Origin of the sequence: Mediterraneibacter sp. 210702-DFI.5.30, assembly GCF_020560115.1 — a bacterium.
Classification (GTDB): Bacteria; Bacillota; Clostridia; order Lachnospirales; family Lachnospiraceae; genus Mediterraneibacter; species Mediterraneibacter faecis.
This window is the reverse complement of record NZ_JAJCME010000007.1, coordinates 129,330-145,051: the sequence shown is the minus strand read 5'-3', so window position 1 is coordinate 145,051 and position 15,722 is coordinate 129,330. Positions and strand designations below refer to the sequence as shown.

General features: G+C 48.5%; 17 protein-coding genes. All 17 read right to left on the bottom strand.

The window, feature by feature from the left end:
• Positions 1-20: 20 nt before the first annotated feature.
• The 17 genes from LI126_RS09400 to LI126_RS09320 all read right to left on the bottom strand — a co-directional run bounded on the left by LI126_RS09400 (position 21) and on the right by LI126_RS09320 (position 15,655).
• On the bottom strand, positions 21-1,757 hold the full coding sequence (locus LI126_RS09400) for a C40 family peptidase (RefSeq protein ID WP_227165263.1): 1,737 nt from the start codon (positions 1,755-1,757) through the stop codon (positions 21-23).
• Positions 1,750-2,130, bottom strand: a complete 381-nt coding sequence (locus LI126_RS09395) for a DUF3851 domain-containing protein (RefSeq protein ID WP_009322011.1) — start codon at positions 2,128-2,130, stop codon at positions 1,750-1,752. Before LI126_RS09395 ends, LI126_RS09400 begins: the two co-directional genes overlap by 8 nt.
• Positions 2,130-4,529 carry a VirB4-like conjugal transfer ATPase, CD1110 family gene (locus LI126_RS09390; RefSeq protein WP_134107572.1) on the bottom strand — a complete coding sequence of 800 codons (2,400 nt, stop codon included), beginning with the start codon at positions 4,527-4,529 and terminating at the stop codon, positions 2,130-2,132. Before LI126_RS09390 ends, LI126_RS09395 begins: the two co-directional genes overlap by 1 nt.
• A complete protein-coding gene (locus tag LI126_RS09385) occupies positions 4,486-4,941 on the bottom strand; it encodes a PrgI family protein (RefSeq protein WP_002576235.1) in 456 nt (151 codons plus the stop codon). Before LI126_RS09385 ends, LI126_RS09390 begins: the two co-directional genes overlap by 44 nt.
• Before the next feature lie 20 nt (positions 4,942-4,961).
• A complete protein-coding gene (locus LI126_RS09380) occupies positions 4,962-5,831 on the bottom strand; it encodes a VirB6/TrbL-like conjugal transfer protein, CD1112 family (RefSeq protein WP_002576236.1) in 870 nt (289 codons plus the stop codon).
• A 68-nt stretch (positions 5,832-5,899) separates the two neighbouring features.
• Complete coding sequence (locus LI126_RS09375) at positions 5,900-6,118, bottom strand: Maff2 family mobile element protein (RefSeq protein ID WP_003525154.1); 219 nt, start codon at positions 6,116-6,118, stop codon at positions 5,900-5,902.
• 217 nt (positions 6,119-6,335) lie between these two features.
• The gene (locus LI126_RS09370) at positions 6,336-8,165 is read right to left on the bottom strand and encodes a VirD4-like conjugal transfer protein, CD1115 family (protein ID WP_227165262.1); all 1,830 of its coding nucleotides are present in this window, start codon (positions 8,163-8,165) and stop codon (positions 6,336-6,338) included.
• Positions 8,162-8,662, bottom strand: coding sequence for a PcfB family protein (locus tag LI126_RS09365; protein ID WP_227165261.1), 501 nt, complete (start codon positions 8,660-8,662; stop codon positions 8,162-8,164). The genes LI126_RS09370 and LI126_RS09365 overlap by 4 nt, the downstream gene beginning before the upstream one ends.
• A 98-nt stretch (positions 8,663-8,760) precedes the next feature.
• The gene (locus LI126_RS09360) at positions 8,761-9,072 is read right to left on the bottom strand and encodes a DUF5720 family protein (protein WP_008728385.1); all 312 of its coding nucleotides are present in this window, start codon (positions 9,070-9,072) and stop codon (positions 8,761-8,763) included.
• Positions 9,073-9,122: 50 nt separating this feature from the next.
• A complete protein-coding gene (locus LI126_RS09355) occupies positions 9,123-9,983 on the bottom strand; it encodes a DUF6017 domain-containing protein (protein WP_007886611.1) in 861 nt (286 codons plus the stop codon).
• Positions 9,984-10,050: 67 nt separating this feature from the next.
• Positions 10,051-10,242, bottom strand: a complete 192-nt coding sequence (locus tag LI126_RS09350; RefSeq protein WP_442919970.1) for a hypothetical protein — start codon at positions 10,240-10,242, stop codon at positions 10,051-10,053.
• 23 nt (positions 10,243-10,265) lie between these two features.
• A complete protein-coding gene (locus LI126_RS09345) occupies positions 10,266-10,541 on the bottom strand; it encodes a DUF5720 family protein (protein WP_008728382.1) in 276 nt (91 codons plus the stop codon).
• 12 nt (positions 10,542-10,553) lie between these two features.
• Positions 10,554-11,483 carry a ParB/RepB/Spo0J family partition protein gene (locus LI126_RS09340; protein ID WP_227165259.1) on the bottom strand — a complete coding sequence of 310 codons (930 nt, stop codon included), beginning with the start codon at positions 11,481-11,483 and terminating at the stop codon, positions 10,554-10,556.
• Entirely contained in the window at positions 11,440-12,261 is an 822-nt protein-coding gene (locus LI126_RS09335) for a ParA family protein (protein ID WP_004797470.1), read from the bottom strand. The genes LI126_RS09340 and LI126_RS09335 overlap by 44 nt, the downstream gene beginning before the upstream one ends.
• A gap of 465 nt (positions 12,262-12,726) precedes the next feature.
• Complete coding sequence (gene rpsI, locus LI126_RS09330; protein ID WP_020437258.1) at positions 12,727-13,119, bottom strand: 30S ribosomal protein S9; 393 nt, start codon at positions 13,117-13,119, stop codon at positions 12,727-12,729.
• Positions 13,120-13,138: 19 nt separating this feature from the next.
• Positions 13,139-13,567 carry a 50S ribosomal protein L13 gene (rplM, locus tag LI126_RS09325; protein ID WP_005609864.1) on the bottom strand — a complete coding sequence of 143 codons (429 nt, stop codon included), beginning with the start codon at positions 13,565-13,567 and terminating at the stop codon, positions 13,139-13,141.
• Between the two features lie 336 nt (positions 13,568-13,903).
• Positions 13,904-15,655 carry an AMP-binding protein gene (locus LI126_RS09320; protein WP_055147744.1) on the bottom strand — a complete coding sequence of 584 codons (1,752 nt, stop codon included), beginning with the start codon at positions 15,653-15,655 and terminating at the stop codon, positions 13,904-13,906.
• Between the last annotated feature and the right edge of the window lie 67 nt (positions 15,656-15,722).

Sequence of the window (15,722 nt, the reverse complement as noted above, 5' to 3'; positions counted from 1 at the left end):
CTCCTTCTTAAAAATCTCTGTTACCAGTTCATCAGGCCGTAGCCCTTAATGCTTTGATAATTCAGGTCATAACTTTTGATCTTGCAGGCATCGCCGGAATTTCCCTCCACGGTATAAACACGGCTGCCATCCGTACCGATCACGATACCCACATGGTCTGCTGTCCCATCCAAATCCCAGTCAAAGAAAATTGCATCTCCGGGAGCCAGATTGTTATAGCCTCTTGCACCCCATTGTCCATGAGACTGGAACCACGGAACGCCCTGCCACTCACAGCCTGCAAAGCGCGGTTCACTTTTTCCTGCCTGGTTATAGCACCAGGATACGAAGCAGGCGCACCATTCCACACGGGAGTCAAAGCCGTACCAGCTCCAGTAGGGATAACCGCCCACATTGCCCACCTGACGCTTGGCCAGTTCCACCAGCTGAGCATTGCCGGGGCGGGTACCGTTAATGAACTGCACACCGGACAGATCTTCCGAACCGCTGGTATCAGGGGAGCCGCCGCCAAACAACAGCGGCTTATTGCCCATGGTCTGCCGGTAAACCTGATACATTTTCATCTGCTCCGGGGTCAGAAGTTCCGACGCCACAGCGGAAATGGGCTTGCTGGCGAGTTTCACATTCAAAATGTAATACTCATAGGGAACTTCTTCTGAGGTGGTCTCGCCGGTCTCCGGGTCGGTTGAGGTCTCCGTGCGGTAGCGAATCTCCACTTCCTCAGTAAGCGTCAGCTGATACTGTGCTGCAAACACACGCGCCAGCTCTGCCTGAGCGCTCTGCCGGGTGTAGCCTTGCAAGACGGCAGAGAGAAATGCTGCCAGCTCATGAGGGTCATGGCCGATCATACCAAGGTCATAGCGATACTCGTCATACCCTGGGTGACTGCTTTCAATGTTGTCGATTTCCTCCTGCAACTGGGCTTCTCTGGCTGCATAATCTGCCTCCACCGCCAGCATTTCCGGGTCATCCGACGGATAGGTGGTGCCGGAGAGAACGGAACCGATGCTCTGCGCCATCATGGAGCAGGAGGACATGGTATTCATCAGCATACAGGTAATGAGGAACAAAACCCCTGCCATCAGGAAACCCTTCTTGTGGCGCATGACGAATGCCCCTGCCTGCTGTACCTTTTCTTTTACCGTCCTTGCGGCTTTTCCGGTTTTGGATGCAGCCTGGGCGGTATTTCCGGCAGTCTGACCGGCGTGTTTGGCGGCGGCATACTGCTTTTTGATGGCCTGCTTTTGCTGCCAGCGGGAAAGCGGATTGCTGGCAAACTGAGGATTTTCCCGCAAAGATTTCTGGTACAGAACATTTACATTTGCCTTTTCCAGTTGGCGCTCTGCCTGTGCTGCTTTGCGGTACGGCTTCAGCTTGTGGCTGCGATAGCCCTCCCGCACCAGATAAGCGCCGGTCTCCACCGCTTCCTCGGACTTGTGGGCGCTTTCCACGCCCACATTGTCCTGCTCTGTTTCCCGGATCTCTTTGTGGAGCTTGCCTGCGACCAGATGGACGGGAGCTTCCCTGACTCCTTGAGAAACTTTGGAAGGTGGCTTTTTCTTGTCCTCAAAGGTCAGCTTCGAGGTCTTTTTTCTGGTATCCGGGTCAATGACCGTTTGCCTGACCTTTTTCTTTGGGATATTGGCCTGCGCCTTATCTGCTCTGGCCGCAGCTTTCTCCGCTTTACGGATCGGCTTTTCCAGTGCAGGATCAGACCGTTCCTCATCAGTAAAGCGCAGGCGCGGCTCTTTATTCAAACCATTCTCCCAGCATGAGGGAGGACATCATGTAGTGCAGCTCTGCATAAATGGCCATTCCCACAGGATCGTTGAACATACAGCCGGACAGGTAGGCATAAAACTGTGCCACCACATCGGACAGGATCTTCGCCTCTGTTCCTTCCAGAATCAGGCCGCCCATACCTTCTTTAGCACGAATGGCGCTCCAGACCTCTGCCAGACGGAGTAGCCCCACCTGACCGGTCTCATTCAGTTCGGCTGCCTGATCTGCCGCCGTGCGGCACTCACTTACCGCATCGGCCATGACTGTAAGCAGCTGGCTGCGCTGGGCATTTACCGCCCTGTCAAAAAACATCAGCGGATTTTTATTCAAAATGTTGGGGTTCATCATCATTCATCCTCCTTTTTCAGTTCCTGGGGTTTGGTAGTCATAATGCGGTAAAGCTCGGTATTCTTCGGGAAGTGGTCTACAAACGGCAGGATCGTGGAGCCATAGAACAGCAGACCCTCGCCCTCACCGGAGTGAGTCACATAAGATAACTGGTGTGTGGAAATGCCCAGCTGCTTGGCGAGGATCTGCCGGTCCCCGCCAGCCTGATTGAGCATATACACGAAGTCGGAGTTTTCAAAGATGTTCTCTACCTCGCGGCTGCTCAAAAGGTCTTTGACATTCTGGGTGATACCTGTCGGAATACCGCCCCATTTTCTGAATCGCTTCCAGATTTCCACCGTATAGGCGGCGGTCTGCTCCTCCTTCAAAAGCAGGTGCATCTCGTCGATGTAGTAACGGGTGGACTTGTGGGCGGCACGGTTGATGGTGACACGGTTCCACACCTGATCCTGAACTACCAGCATACCGATTTTTTTAAGCTGCTTGCCCAGTTCCTTGATGTCATAGCAGACAATCCGGTTATCAATGTCCACATTGCTCTGATGATTAAACACATTCAAAGAACCCGTTACATAGATTTCCAATGCCGTTGCAATGTACTGAGCTTCTTTTTCTTCCTGCTCCCGCAACAGGTTATAAAGGTCCTCCAAAATCGGCATATTCTCCGGCTTTGGGTCATTGAGATATTCGTTGTAAACCAGCCGTACACAACGGTCAATAATGGTTTTCTGCACCGGCTGCAAGCCCTCCTTACCGCCCACGATCAGCTCACACAAGCTGAGGATAAAGTCAGACTTGAGTGACAGCGGGCTTTCATCATCCGAATAGTCCAGATTCAGATCCATCGGATTGATATAGTTGGTTGAAGTAGGTGAGATCTTGATGACCTGCCCATGCAGACGCTCAACAAGAGGTGCGTACTCCGCTTCTGGGTCACAGATAATGACATCATCACTGGTAAGCAAAAAGCAGTTGGCGATTTCTCGTTTTGCGCTGAAGGACTTACCGGAACCCGGCGTACCCAAAATCAGGCCGTTGGGGTTTTTCAGCAGCTTTCGATCCACCATGATGAGGTTGTTGGACAGGGCGTTGATGCCGTAGTACAGGGCTTCTTTCCCGTTCTGGAACAGTTCCTGCGTAGTAAAGGGCACAAAAATAGCCGTGGAACTGGTGGTCAGTCCTCGCTGGATCTCGATCTGATTGAGTCCCAGGGGCAGACAACTCATCAGCCCTTCTTCCTGCTGGAAGTCCAGCCTGGTCAGCTGACAGTTATACTTCTGAGCAATGGAGCCTGCCTGGAAAATGTTGTTGCCAAGCTGACGGGGATTGTCCGCTGTGTTCAGCACCAGAAAGGTCAAAAGGAACATTCTCTCGTTGCGGCTCTGCAAATCCTGCAAGAGTTTTTTCGCTTCACTGCCGTAAGTAGCAAGGTCAGATGGAATGATGTCCATGTCGTATCCGGCGCGGACTGCTTTTTTCTGTTCTTCGATCTTACTGCGGTCCAGATCGGTAATCTTGCGCTTTACCGTTTTGATGGCTTTCACCTGATCCACCGACTGAATGTGCATACTCACAATGAGCGAGCTTTCCATATCCAGAAAATCAGCCAGCAGACGGTCATTCAGCTCCGGTGCGAGGATCTGCAAAAAAGAAACAGCTCCGTATTTCTTGCCCATACGGAACTGCTTGCCGGTGCGGAACTCAAAGGAGCTTGGTGCAATAAAATCCTTTGTGGACAGACCGGAAGGAGCCAGCCAGTCCCATTCGAACTGAAACGGGAGTTGTTCATCCATGTGGAATACCGCATGAAGCTGAAAAAGCCTTTCTTTACCGTCCAGCGTTCTGGCAGCTACACCAAGACGCTTAAAGTTATTAAGTATATCGGTCTCAATACGCTCCAGACGGGGCTTGGCGGCTTTAATGCTGTCCGCGTCGATACCAAAGGTCAGGTATTTGGTCTTGATGAGACCGTTGTTACCTCTGGCCAGCTGATTTTGCAGCATTGTGGTGTATTCCTCGCGGATACTGTCAAAGGCGTCCCTCTGGGGCGGGATGGAAATGGAGTTAGCAAAGGTCTCCTCCGATGCCGCAAGATTCAAAAAAGACAGCTGGAAATGAATCGAGCTGTCAAAATAATTGAGGAAATCACACCAACCCTCAAAGATTGCCGTCTTATCTTCGTTTTGGGAAAGCTGATAGTTGATGTCCTGAAACTGAATGGTCTTTGTGTAGTGGCTGTCCGATATGCGGCAGATTCCGTCCGGCCACATCCGTTCATAAGGGATACTGTCCTGCGCAGATTTTCCTTTTTTGTCCGTACGGTTAGCGCGGGCAATGGCCGCTTCGATCTGCTTCTTATCGGCGCGGGACAGCTTTTTCTTTGTCTTTACCGGCTGCACAGTTTTTTCCTCGGTTTTTCCGAACATCCGATGCAGCCATTTTTTTATTGCGGTGAACAATGTCATACACCTCCTTATCGAGCATTTCCTGCCGCTTTAATACGGCATAAAAGTTGTTGGTCTGGTAAGGTCGCTGCTTTGGACGAATCACAGCTACTTTGAGAATGTTGCCCACGATCTTTTCCAGGGGCTGTCCATGCTTTTCGTACATAGCCAGCATAAAGAAGGGCAGCATAACCAGCATCATACACATAGCCGCTACACTGTTTCCGGTAGGTTTTCTGAGCAAAAAGAAAAGCGGTACGCCAATAAGCGCTCCGCCCGTGAAGCAGATAAGCTGCCGCTTGGTCAGATTGAACATGACCTTTGTTTTGACTTTTGTTAAGTCCTTGGGTACGGGTACATAAGCCAATGTGGAAACCTCCTTCCGTTTTAGTGCGCCTGAAAGACTGATTTGGCGAGACTGCCGGTTTTGAACAGCGTAAAACATAGCAGTACGGTGTAGCCCACGCAGCTCCAGATTGCCATGATGATGTCATCTTCCAGAGCGATGTTCTGCACCAGCACAGCATAAATTGCCACGCAGACGATAATGAGAAACGCCTGAAAGCCCAGTGCCAGCAGGGATCGGAGGTAATTCTGTCCCATACCGCCCCATTCTTTGCCCATCATTGCAGCCATTGGAACGGGAGCCACCGAAGTTACAAGGTAGATCTCGATCATACGGCCATAAATAACGATAAAGATACAGATATACAACGCCCACATGGTAATGCCAATAAAGAGGGATTGGAACCACAGTCCGAACAGCGGTCCCAAATCCATTTCCATCAGCCTCGGTTCCAGATCAGTCATAACTGAGGAAATGTCAATGGACGCATCCGAATTGATAATCCCTGCCGCCTGCGCCACCACGCTCTGCGCCATATCAAAGACGCCCATCACGATATTCCATGTGTTTGTGACAATGAGGATGGCGGCAGCTGATTTGAACACCCACTTGAAAATCATCCAGGTATCCACATCATGCAGGTTGTTCTTGTCTGCAATCATCTGGATCAGGTCTACGGTCATCACGATAGCCAGGATCACACCTGCAATCGGCACCATGATGGAGTTTGACAGATTCTCAATCATATTGAAAATACTGCCATTCCATCCCTGTGGGGTCTGTCCTACCTGTACGGATATATCCGCGACCTGTTGGTTTACGCTGTCAAACATCCCCGAAAGGTTGCTCATAATACCGCCCACCAGCATTTCTTTCAGCCAATTTGTCAGGGCTTCAAGTAAGAAATCCATACGGTGTCAACCTCCTTTCCGCCGCCCCGCAGAACTGCGGGAGCGGCAAGGATTTCATGCAGGAACGCTTAGACAGAGAACAGCCCGGAGAGCAGAGGTACAAGGACCATGCCAACTACGGCTACACCAGCGCCGGCCATGAGCTGCTTCATGCCCTGAGATTTTGCGCCAGGGTTGTCGTTGCCGTAACCTTCCAGCAGGTTGATGACACCCCAGATACCAAGACCGGCACCGAGCGCGATAACGAGAGTCTGAAGAACGGTAATTGCCTGTTCAAAAAATGCCATATAGTTTGTTAGCCGGAATCTGATTAAAAAATATGTTTGTCATGTTTCATAGGCATACAAAAGCCGGAACAATCTGCCGCCCGGTTTCCGGGAGCATGATTCCGGCTGTCCTCCTTTTTCATTATTTTTCTTGCGATTGTCCGCTTTGTACGCCAATGGCCCATAGAGGGCAGGTGCGGCAAATAGATACGATCACTCCCTTCTAAAGCGGAACAAATTAAGCGCCCTTTGTGTCTACTTCATATACATCGCAGACCTCATCAGGCTTGAGTTTTAGTCTGGCAGACAAAAATGCTTCAATATCAAAGGTATTTCGCTTGTCTGCATCAGCTGTGTATTTGAAATTAGGGTGTCTGGTAATGTCATACTTGTCTGAAAGAAACGGACGCACACCGCGCAACTGCAAGATGCACTTGCCGCCATCCATAACTGCCAGCTCGTCCTGGCTCATCAGCTCTTTTCCCAATTTCTGATAGTTGAGCGAGTGGGAGGTCTCCCGTCCCCGGCTCTCTCCGGTGTTGTAAGTGTCTATGGTCTCCTTTCCCAGAACAGCCGCCAGCTCTTTCAGCGTTGTTGGCTCTTTGCCACCCAGGAAGATGGAAGTATCCATATTGCCGATGATGGTATCGGCATTATCTTTGTAAATTGCCTTGAGCTGGCTCTGTGCCTGCAACACCAGACAGGCAGAGATTTCACGGCTTCGGATGGTGGCCACCAGCTTTTCCAGTTTCGGAATCTGCCCGATGTTAGCACACTCATCAATCAAACAGCGCACATGAACCGGAAGCCTGCCGCCATACACATCATCGGCCTTTTCACAAAGCAGGTTGAATAACTGGGTGTAGCACATGGAAATGAGAAAGTTAAAACTGTCATCCGTATCACTCATAATGAGGAACAGGGCAGTTTTCTGGTCTCCCAGAGTGTCCAGCTCCAGCTCATCATAGGCTGTGACCTCACGCAGCTCTGCAATGTCGAATACCGCAAGGCGCGCACCACAGGAAATCAGGATCGACTTGGCTGTTTTTCCTGCCGCCAGCTTATATTTCTTATACTGGCGCACCGCAAAGTGGTTTGGCTTTTCTGCTTCCAATGCGTCAAACATCAGATCCACGGGATTTTTGAACTCCTCGTCATCCTCCCGGACCTCCATGGCGTTGATGAACTCAATAAGGGTGGAGAAGTTCTGCTCCTCCACCGGAGCCTCATAGTGGATATAGCCAATGAGCGCACAATAGAGAAGCGTTTCTGCCTTGACCCAGAAATCGTCTCCGGCCTTGCCTTCGCCTTTGGTATTGGCGATCAGCGTCGTGACCAGCTTCAATATGTCCTTTTCGCTATGGATATAGGCGAAAGGGTTATAGTGCATGGATTTCTTGAAGTTGATGGTATTGAGGACCTTGATCCGGTAAGGCTCATAAATGACCTTGCCGTGCTTATCCTTCATGGGCTTTCCGTCCTTTCCCAGTTTGGGTGCGCCCCTTTGGAGCATTTTCCCGCACTCCACCAAAATGGTTCCCTTTGGGTCTGTGACCACATAAGAACTGTGCATCTGCATCAGATTTGGTTTGAGCCAGAAGCGGGTCTTACCGGAACCGGAGCCGCCGATCACCAGCACATTTTTGTTTCTGGCGGTCTTTGGGTCCTTGGGGCGGCTGTTCATGGTCAGGCTTTCGGTTTTTGTGAGAATGACATTGTTCTGGAACACCGGGTCGATGTAGGGAGCAATATCCTCACGGGTTCCCCAACGGGCAGAACCATACTCCATGCCGTGACGGTACTTCTTGGCGTTTTTACTTTTGAGATACACCGCCAGACGCAGGCCAGCACCGCAGCACAGCCCCACCAGCAGATCCAGCGGGTGCAGGCTGGGCCAGAAGCTTTGCAGCGCCCCAGGCAGGACAGCAAACAGAGAAAGGAATTTCTCTGAAGCATTTGCCCCCTGAGCCAGTCGCCATGCCTCCCCGAAGTTGGTAGTAAACAGCCCCATCAGGAGATAGGGCAGGTTCAGCAAAACGAGCTTTTTGATGTCAAACTGCTTTTTCATCGTTCCAGCTCCTTTCGCTTGGTGCGGTCCACCACGGCATTTTTGACCATCTCTTTGAACTGACTGAGTTTTGCCAGCACAGACGGGCGTTCTGTTTTCTCGGCCTTCTTGACCTTTTTGCTGGTGTACTCGGTAAATGCAGCGGTCAGCGCATCGGCGTCACGGCCTTTGAAAAAAATCAGGTACTTTGGCGGAGAACTGCTGCGGTCCTTTTTCACCGCATAATCCACACCATATTTCCGGGCGATTTTCTCAAACTCCTTGATAGAGGGGTCTGTGATCTCAATGTTGGATATTCCCTGATTCTGCCCGACAAGCTGCTTCACAGTCTGTTTTCCATGCGGAACAACCGGCGCATCACGGCTTCTCTGTTTTTCCAGCTTCTTTTCCTTTCGATGTGCCATGTACTTGCTTATGGCAGCCTTAAACATTCTGCCGGTAAACTTTGTTCCACTGACAACCAGCGTCAAAGTTCTGTTTTCCACTTCTTCCTGCATTTTCTCGCCTCCTTTCCACGAAGTTTGCAGGGAATCTCTTTTTTTGCTAAGGCGGAACCACCAGCCGCCGCAGAAGATAACGCTTCATACCGCCCTCCTTAGCGTAACTGGTCAGAACGGTCATAGTGCAGATTGCCCTGACGTACCTTTGCGTGGCTCAAAATCTTAATCTGCCCCTTTTCCTGACTATCCAGTGCTTTTTCATAACCGGTATCCGACAGAAACAGGCGTGTTCGTTCGCCTTTCCAGCCAACAGGGGAATCGTTCGTCAGCACATCAAAAATAATCATGTGCCGGGTGTCCTCCGCAAAACGCTGGAGGTCCATATATCCATGACCGTGATAATTCTGCGCTCCTGCCTTTGCTCGCATTTCTTCCATCAGCTGCCCTATGGTCTTTCCCTCAGACATCATGCTTGCTCCTTTCTCCCGGCAGTTCCGGGCAATAAAAAAGCGACCATTTACCAGCCGCCATACAGATCGTGATTTACTTGTGAGGTGTAATGATTGCTTATCGTGGTCGGTGCATTGAACAGAACGGTCAGAAGATACTGCTTCATGTTACGAATTTCCGTGGTGTTCTTCTGTAAACAGTCCATGACAAACTCAATGTGCGAGTTATCCAGCTTTAAGAACCTGGAACGAACGATTTCATGCGGAAAATCACTTCCGGCAATACGGGTGGTCTTTCGCTTTGCACAGACCGTTTCCACGATCAGCTCCACAATCTCATCCAAATCCTCCCGATAAGTTTCATACTGCTGACACAGGTATTCATACCCGATATTCTCCTGAATCAATTCCCGATAACTCTCTATCTCTGTGAGTGACATCGCATCCCTTCCTTTCCGTTCCGGCAGACAATCTGCCGCGCAATCCCGGAAGGGAATGGAATCGGTACTTGATCCATAAATATTTTGTTTTTGAGTATTTGATTTCTCTATATTTAATTCTGCGGGCTTTTCCGTATCCGGTTTATCCATATACGGGTTTTCCGTATCTGGTGAATCCGTATCCGGTTTTCTAAGCTGTGGCTGCTCGTATATGACATACTCTGTATCGCTGATGCGTCCCTGCCGGTCACGCAGCTTGTGCCGTACAATATAACCGGCGGCCTCCAATTCCCGCAACGCAGCACCTATGGCATCCACGCCCTCCTTACAGATCTTTGCAAGACCACGGGTGGTGTAATTCCAGTCCTCCGGCAAAGACAGCATCATGGAAAGCAGCCCCTTGGCTTTTAACGACAGGTTTGCATTTCGTAAATGATGATTGCTCATCACGGTATAATCACGGGTCCGTTCAATGCGAAAAACGGCCATCGACCTCACTCCTTCCGAATTTTGGGTACAAAAAAACCGCAATCCTCATTCCAAAGAATTGCGGTGTTCAACACTTTTCAAATTTTCTTACATAGAACCAAAACAGCGGCTTTCGAGGACGCGCCTCTGTAAATGGCTCCTCCTGGGCAAAAGGAAGTGTTTGCATCACTCGGTCAATATCCGTTGATTCCATGTCATGCTGAGATTTGCAATTTTCCCGGATTGCTTCTTGAATTTCCTTTACCGTACACATAGTCATTCCTTTCCTTTCGTTGTATGAGTTTATGAGCGGCGGCGTTTTCCCGGTTTGAAATCGAGGATATGTCCCTCAATCACACGAGCGTAACGCTTGATCTTGATCTCCCGGCGCTGTTGGCTTTGCAGGGCAGCCTGATACCCATCCTCGGTCAAAAACAGCCGCATTTCCTCTCCGGGGCTGCCGTAAGCTGTGCTGGGACGCAGGACGGAAAACTCAATCATCCAGCGGGTGTTATCCCAAAACCTCTCTACGGCGAGAATCTTGTGTCCTTTCAGCTCACGGGCTGAAATATCCCTCATAGGCGGCTCCTTTCATCGTTCCTGGTCTCTCTGACGCTTTTTCTGCCATGCCTCCAGCAGCTTGATGATGGTTTCCTGCATCCGCTGGGGCGTATAGCTTTTAGGGAAATACTTCCGCAAGGTGTCAGAGGTAAATGTCACTCGGTCCAGATCGCTTTTCTTTTCCTCACCCATGATGACACGCATCATATCGAGGGTCAGATGCCCCTCCTGACTGTATTTTTTGAGCCGCTGGGCTTGAGAAAGAGAAGGGGTAGCCTGTTCGCTGTCCATCGCGTCCAACAGGTCTACCTGTTCCTCCTTTTTGAGAAAGGACAGCTCATAAGCAGGATTTAAGGCAACTTTCTTTTCATCCACCATGTCCATCAATTCAGGAATCAGCTCTGTCAGACGGATATAGCGCTGAATTTGATTTCGACTTTGCCCCACCTGTTCAGCAAGCAACTGGTCTGATCGCTTTTGTGTCCCAACTTGGGACACATTTTCTTTACTCGGTCTGCCAGCCTGTCTTTTCATGGCATCCAGTTTCATCTTGTAAGCAAAGGCTCTTTCACTGGGGAGAAGACTTTCGCGTTGCAGATTGCTGTCAACCATAATGATCGTGGCGGCATCATCATCCAAATCCCGAACAATGACCGGCATGGTCTCCTTTTCTGCCAGCTCACTGGCTCTGTGCCGCCTGTGTCCGGCTACCAACTCATAACCGCCCTCCGGGTCCGGTCGAGCAATCGCTGGAACCAGAACGCCATACTGCTTGATACTGTCTGCGGTTTCCATCATTGCTTCGTCATCCTTGACTTTGAATGGGTGGTTCTTAAAGGGATGCAGTTCAGACAGCGGAATCTCCTGAATCTTTTCCAGCTTTGCATCCTGACGGCCTTCTTCGGTGGAGAACAGATCATCTACCGAGGCCAGCTCTATTTTTTTCGCGCTGCTTTTCAAGTTTCAACACCTCCTTCGTCAGATTTCGATACCCCTCTGCCACCTTGCCGCCAGGGTCATGGGCGAAAATACTTTTCCCCTCTGCACTGATTTCCTTTGCCCGGACAGAATGGGGGATCTCTGTGCCGAATACTTTGATCTTGCTGCCATAGGTCTCCCGCAGGAGCGCGGAAATCTCTTTGGCAAAGTTGGTTCGGCTGTCCACCATCGTCAGCAGGATACCGTCAATCTGGAGCTTGGGGTTGATTTGCCTCTTTACCTTGTTTACCGTGGAGAGCAGCTGTTCCAGCCCTTTAGCGGGCAGATACTCTGCCTGAACGGGAATGATGATCCTGTTCGCAGCCGCCAGCGCATTGACTGTGAGCATACCAAGGGAGGGCTGGCAGTCGATGAGGATATGGGAGTATTGCCCCTTCAGTGTGTCCAGATATTGCCGCAAGATAGTCTCACGACTCATAGCATTTACCAAAGAAACCTCCATACCGGAAAGCTGAATATCCGCAGGCATCAGGTCAACGCCTTCTGCATGATGCAGAATACCTTCTCCGGGGCGTATAGGCTGATCCATCAGAATTTTGCCCATTGCATCCGACAGTGTAAATGGCAGCTTGTCCGGTTGCGGATTTCCCAAGCTGATTGTCAGGCTTCCTTGCGGGTCCCCGTCGATCAGCAGGACTTTCTTTCCGGCCTGCGCCAGCCCGATTCCCAAGTTGGCACAGGTCGTTGTCTTGCCAACGCCGCCTTTCTGGTTGGCAATGGCGATGATTTGCGTGTTCATTGATTTCACCTCATTTCTAATTATTGCTGTTGCTTCTGGAAATAGAAAAAGCCGCCACTTCAAAATTAACAGTGAAGTGACGGCTCTTTCTATCGCCGGAATACGAGTTCCTGAAATGAAAAAAGCACCCAGCATTTATACTGTGTGCTACATCAAATTCATATTCAATTATTCAAATTAGCTCAAACTATGCCAAACTGCCACAGCCAAAAAACGAGGGGAAGGAGGGCTGAAAAGCACCCCAAAAATCGGCTCTCGGTTAACCACTTTGGGAACCACTTCCCCCTCTTTTTGCCCTCTTTTTAGCCAGTTAACCACTTGCGGACCACTAAAAATTGGATGAAATCGGCTCTCGTTTTGCCAAATTTGGTCAAACCATATCAGCCCGTTTAGATATAGCAAAAGCCCGGAAAACCTTGATTTTCCGGGCTTTTTGAACCATTTTGATATAGTCTGAGCAGTCGATTATCTCTTGCTGAACTGCGGAGCGCGACGGGCGGCCTTGAGACCTGGTTTCTTACGCTCTTTCATACGTGGGTCACGAGTCAGGTAACCTGCTGACTTGAGAACCGGTCTGTAATCTGCGTCTGCCTCAAGGAGTGCTCTAGCGATTCCGTGACGGATAGCTCCAGCCTGTCCTGTGTATCCACCACCACATACATTAACGATTACATCGAACTTGTCAGCTGTCTCTGTAGCCACGAGCGGCTGGCGAACAACAACTTTCAGAGTTTCAAGTCCAAGATACTCGTCGATATCTCTTTTATTGATTGTGATCTTTCCTGTTCCAGGTACAAGATATACTCTTGCGATAGATTTTTTTCTTCTTCCTGTTCCGTAATATTTTGCGTTAGCCACTGTTATTTCCTCCTTCTACCTAAAATGTAAGAACTTCCGGCTTCTGAGCCTGATTTGCATGCTCTGGTCCAGCGTATACATGAAGCTTCTTGATCATGTCTCTTCCCATAGGTCCTTTCGGAAGCATTCCCTTAACAGCAAGCTCGATCACCTTCTCTGGCTTCTTAGCAAGAAGCTCAGCAAGTGTAGTCTCTCTCATTCCTCCAACATAATCAGAGTGATTGTAGTAGATCTTCTGCTGTAATTTCTTTCCTGTTACTTTAACTTTCTCTGCATTAACAACGATTACATAATCTCCTGTATCGATGTGCGGAGTATATTCCGGTTTGTTCTTTCCTCTGAGTACCTTTGCGATCTCAGATGCAAGACGTCCAAGTGTAGCGCCTTCAGCGTCAACCACATACCATTTTCTTTCAATCTTATCAGGGTTAGCCATATAAGTTTTCATGGGTGTTCCTCCTATAAATAATCATTATATACTATTGCTTATTTATTTGAAATCAGCATACTCCGGGGCTTTGGTGCATACTGTTTCTCCTTATGTCATACCTTGCTATTATATGTTGATTTATGTTCTGTGTCAAGTGTTTTTTACATAAAATCGCATTTTTTCTTTCAGTTCTCAACAGCAAAGCAAAACTTTTTCATTCTTTTACAAAATCATCTCTATTTCACACTTAAAAAGTGCCGAGTCATATGGACTTTTCCTATGACTCGGCACTTTTTTCCCATTCCCCCAACCAACGGTTATTGCTCCCTGAAACAATCAAAACCTTTGATTTCCTTATTTTTCTTCTTTTGCCTGCTCTAATTCTTTAAGAATCTGAGCTGTAAGACCTTTTCTATCTGTTTTGAAGTGGAAGTAAGGTCTTTCAGTAATTTCTCTGATCTCTACCGGATATTCATGTTCTTCCAGTGTATCTTTCAGCAGTTCTGCTACTTCCTCAAGTGTCTTTGTTCCATCAAGAATCACAAACAGATATGGACGATAATATCCTTCATGCTCCTGATCCGGAACGAGACAGAAGAATCCATCTTTCACTCCAGGAGTTCTTACTGTTTTTGTCTCCATTCTCATTACATGAAGTGGCTTGTCTCCATAAGCTTTGATTTCACCACGACCAAGAATATGCACAATTCCCTGCTCTGTGATATAAGCCTCGTCTCCTGTATGTAACCATGTGTTTCCATCCGGATGCTCAACAAGTGTCTGCTCTGTCAGTTCTTCACCTCTCCAGCCTGAGTAATGAAGCATCATAGACGGACCTGTCATACAGAGTTCTCCTGATTCTCCGTAATTTAATTCATTCAGATCTTTGTCAAATACACCAAGTACAGTTGCTGTCATTGGCATACCTACACATCCATCCTCCAATGGGAACATTGGGTTCGGCAGTGTGAGGTTTGAGCATCCCTCGCTCTGTCCATAACCTGCACTTAATTTTGCCTGAACGTTGTGTTTATGGAAAAATTCTTCTACCTCTGCATACTTACGGTCATTCATAGCTTCGGCACCTGCACCGATTGTTCTCAGGTGAGACATATCGTAATCTTCCGGAATTCTCTCACTGGACATTAACATCTCGCAATAGAGTGGGATCAATGCCCAGAAGTTCGGTTTACGATCCATGAATTCAATGTCAATATTCTCTAACGGACAGAATGGATCAAGTGATACCATTAATCCTGTAGAAAGTGGGAAGATTGTCATTGAAACTGTTACTGCGATCAATGCCGGTGGAAGAATTGGTGTCCACCAGACTTCCTGCACATCTGACGGCGGAATAAAGATTGACATCTGGTATGCAGTTGCTACTATATTCGCTGAAGAATGGATTACAAGTTTAGAAATTCCTGTTGAACCACTTGTGTATGCTCCAAACACAGCTCTGTCAGGATCTACTGGTGCAAGATATTCACCTTTGAAGTTTCTTCCCAGTTCCATAAACTCCTGCCAGCTCATATCGCCTTCTGTTGTCTCTGTCTCTGCCGGATAGCGGGCTGTGATTTCTTCTAATACATAATCCTTCATCTGGCTCTTGTCTGCATATTCAAATGGTGACACTTTAATCATACGTGTCATCGGAGTTGTTGTACGGAATAACTCTTCATCTTCTTTTGAAAGATAATCCATTACAAATGCTGTATCTGTTTTACATTTACGGATTGCAAAACAAAGTTCTTCCGGTTCGTCATCACGACAGATAATTGCTACACCGACTCTTTCTGCTGCAAGAAGCAGAATAAAATGAGCTGGCGTAGATACTAAAAAGGACGGAACTCTGTCACCTTCGTTAAATCCGAGGGCTTTCAGTGCTCTTGCCGCAACATCTACATCTTCCCATAACTGTTTCCATGTAATCTTATTTCCATAATACTCAAATGCGATCTTATCCTCATTCGGGTTTTTCATTTTCAGGAAAGCTTCGATTGTAATTCTTGGTATCTCAAGATTTCTGAACTGTTCCGGATAAAAGTTCAGCCAAGGTTTGTCAATACTTGCTTTACCTGTCAATTTCTGCTCTGTAAAATTCATAATTTTGTCCCCTTCTTTTCTTTTGTTTTTCTTGTCATTTTTCCCCAAAAATACTTTCAAATTTTAT

Bases quoted from the DNA above. Each gene is read 5' to 3' on its own strand.
- LI126_RS09395 (WP_009322011.1), bottom strand. From the start codon at position 2,130: ATGATGAACCCCAACATTTTGAATAAAAATCCGCTGATGTTTTTTGAC.
- LI126_RS09380 (WP_002576236.1), bottom strand. From the start codon at position 5,831: ATGGATTTCTTACTTGAAGCCCTGACAAATTGGCTGAAAGAAATGCTG.
- LI126_RS09375 (WP_003525154.1), bottom strand. From the start codon at position 6,118: ATGGCATTTTTTGAACAGGCAATTACCGTTCTTCAGACTCTCGTTATC.
- LI126_RS09370 (WP_227165262.1), bottom strand. From the start codon at position 8,165: ATGAAAAAGCAGTTTGACATCAAAAAGCTCGTTTTGCTGAACCTGCCC.
- LI126_RS09365 (WP_227165261.1), bottom strand. From the start codon at position 8,662: ATGCAGGAAGAAGTGGAAAACAGAACTTTGACGCTGGTTGTCAGTGGA.
- LI126_RS09360 (WP_008728385.1), bottom strand. From the start codon at position 9,072: ATGTCTGAGGGAAAGACCATAGGGCAGCTGATGGAAGAAATGCGAGCA.
- LI126_RS09355 (WP_007886611.1), bottom strand. From the start codon at position 9,983: ATGGCCGTTTTTCGCATTGAACGGACCCGTGATTATACCGTGATGAGC.
- LI126_RS09350 (WP_442919970.1), bottom strand. From the start codon at position 10,242: ATGACTATGTGTACGGTAAAGGAAATTCAAGAAGCAATCCGGGAAAAT.
- LI126_RS09345 (WP_008728382.1), bottom strand. From the start codon at position 10,541: ATGAGGGATATTTCAGCCCGTGAGCTGAAAGGACACAAGATTCTCGCC.
- LI126_RS09335 (WP_004797470.1), bottom strand. From the start codon at position 12,261: ATGAACACGCAAATCATCGCCATTGCCAACCAGAAAGGCGGCGTTGGC.
- rplM (WP_005609864.1), bottom strand. From the start codon at position 13,567: ATGAAAACTTATATGGCTAACCCTGATAAGATTGAAAGAAAATGGTAT.
- LI126_RS09320 (WP_055147744.1), bottom strand. From the start codon at position 15,655: ATGAATTTTACAGAGCAGAAATTGACAGGTAAAGCAAGTATTGACAAA.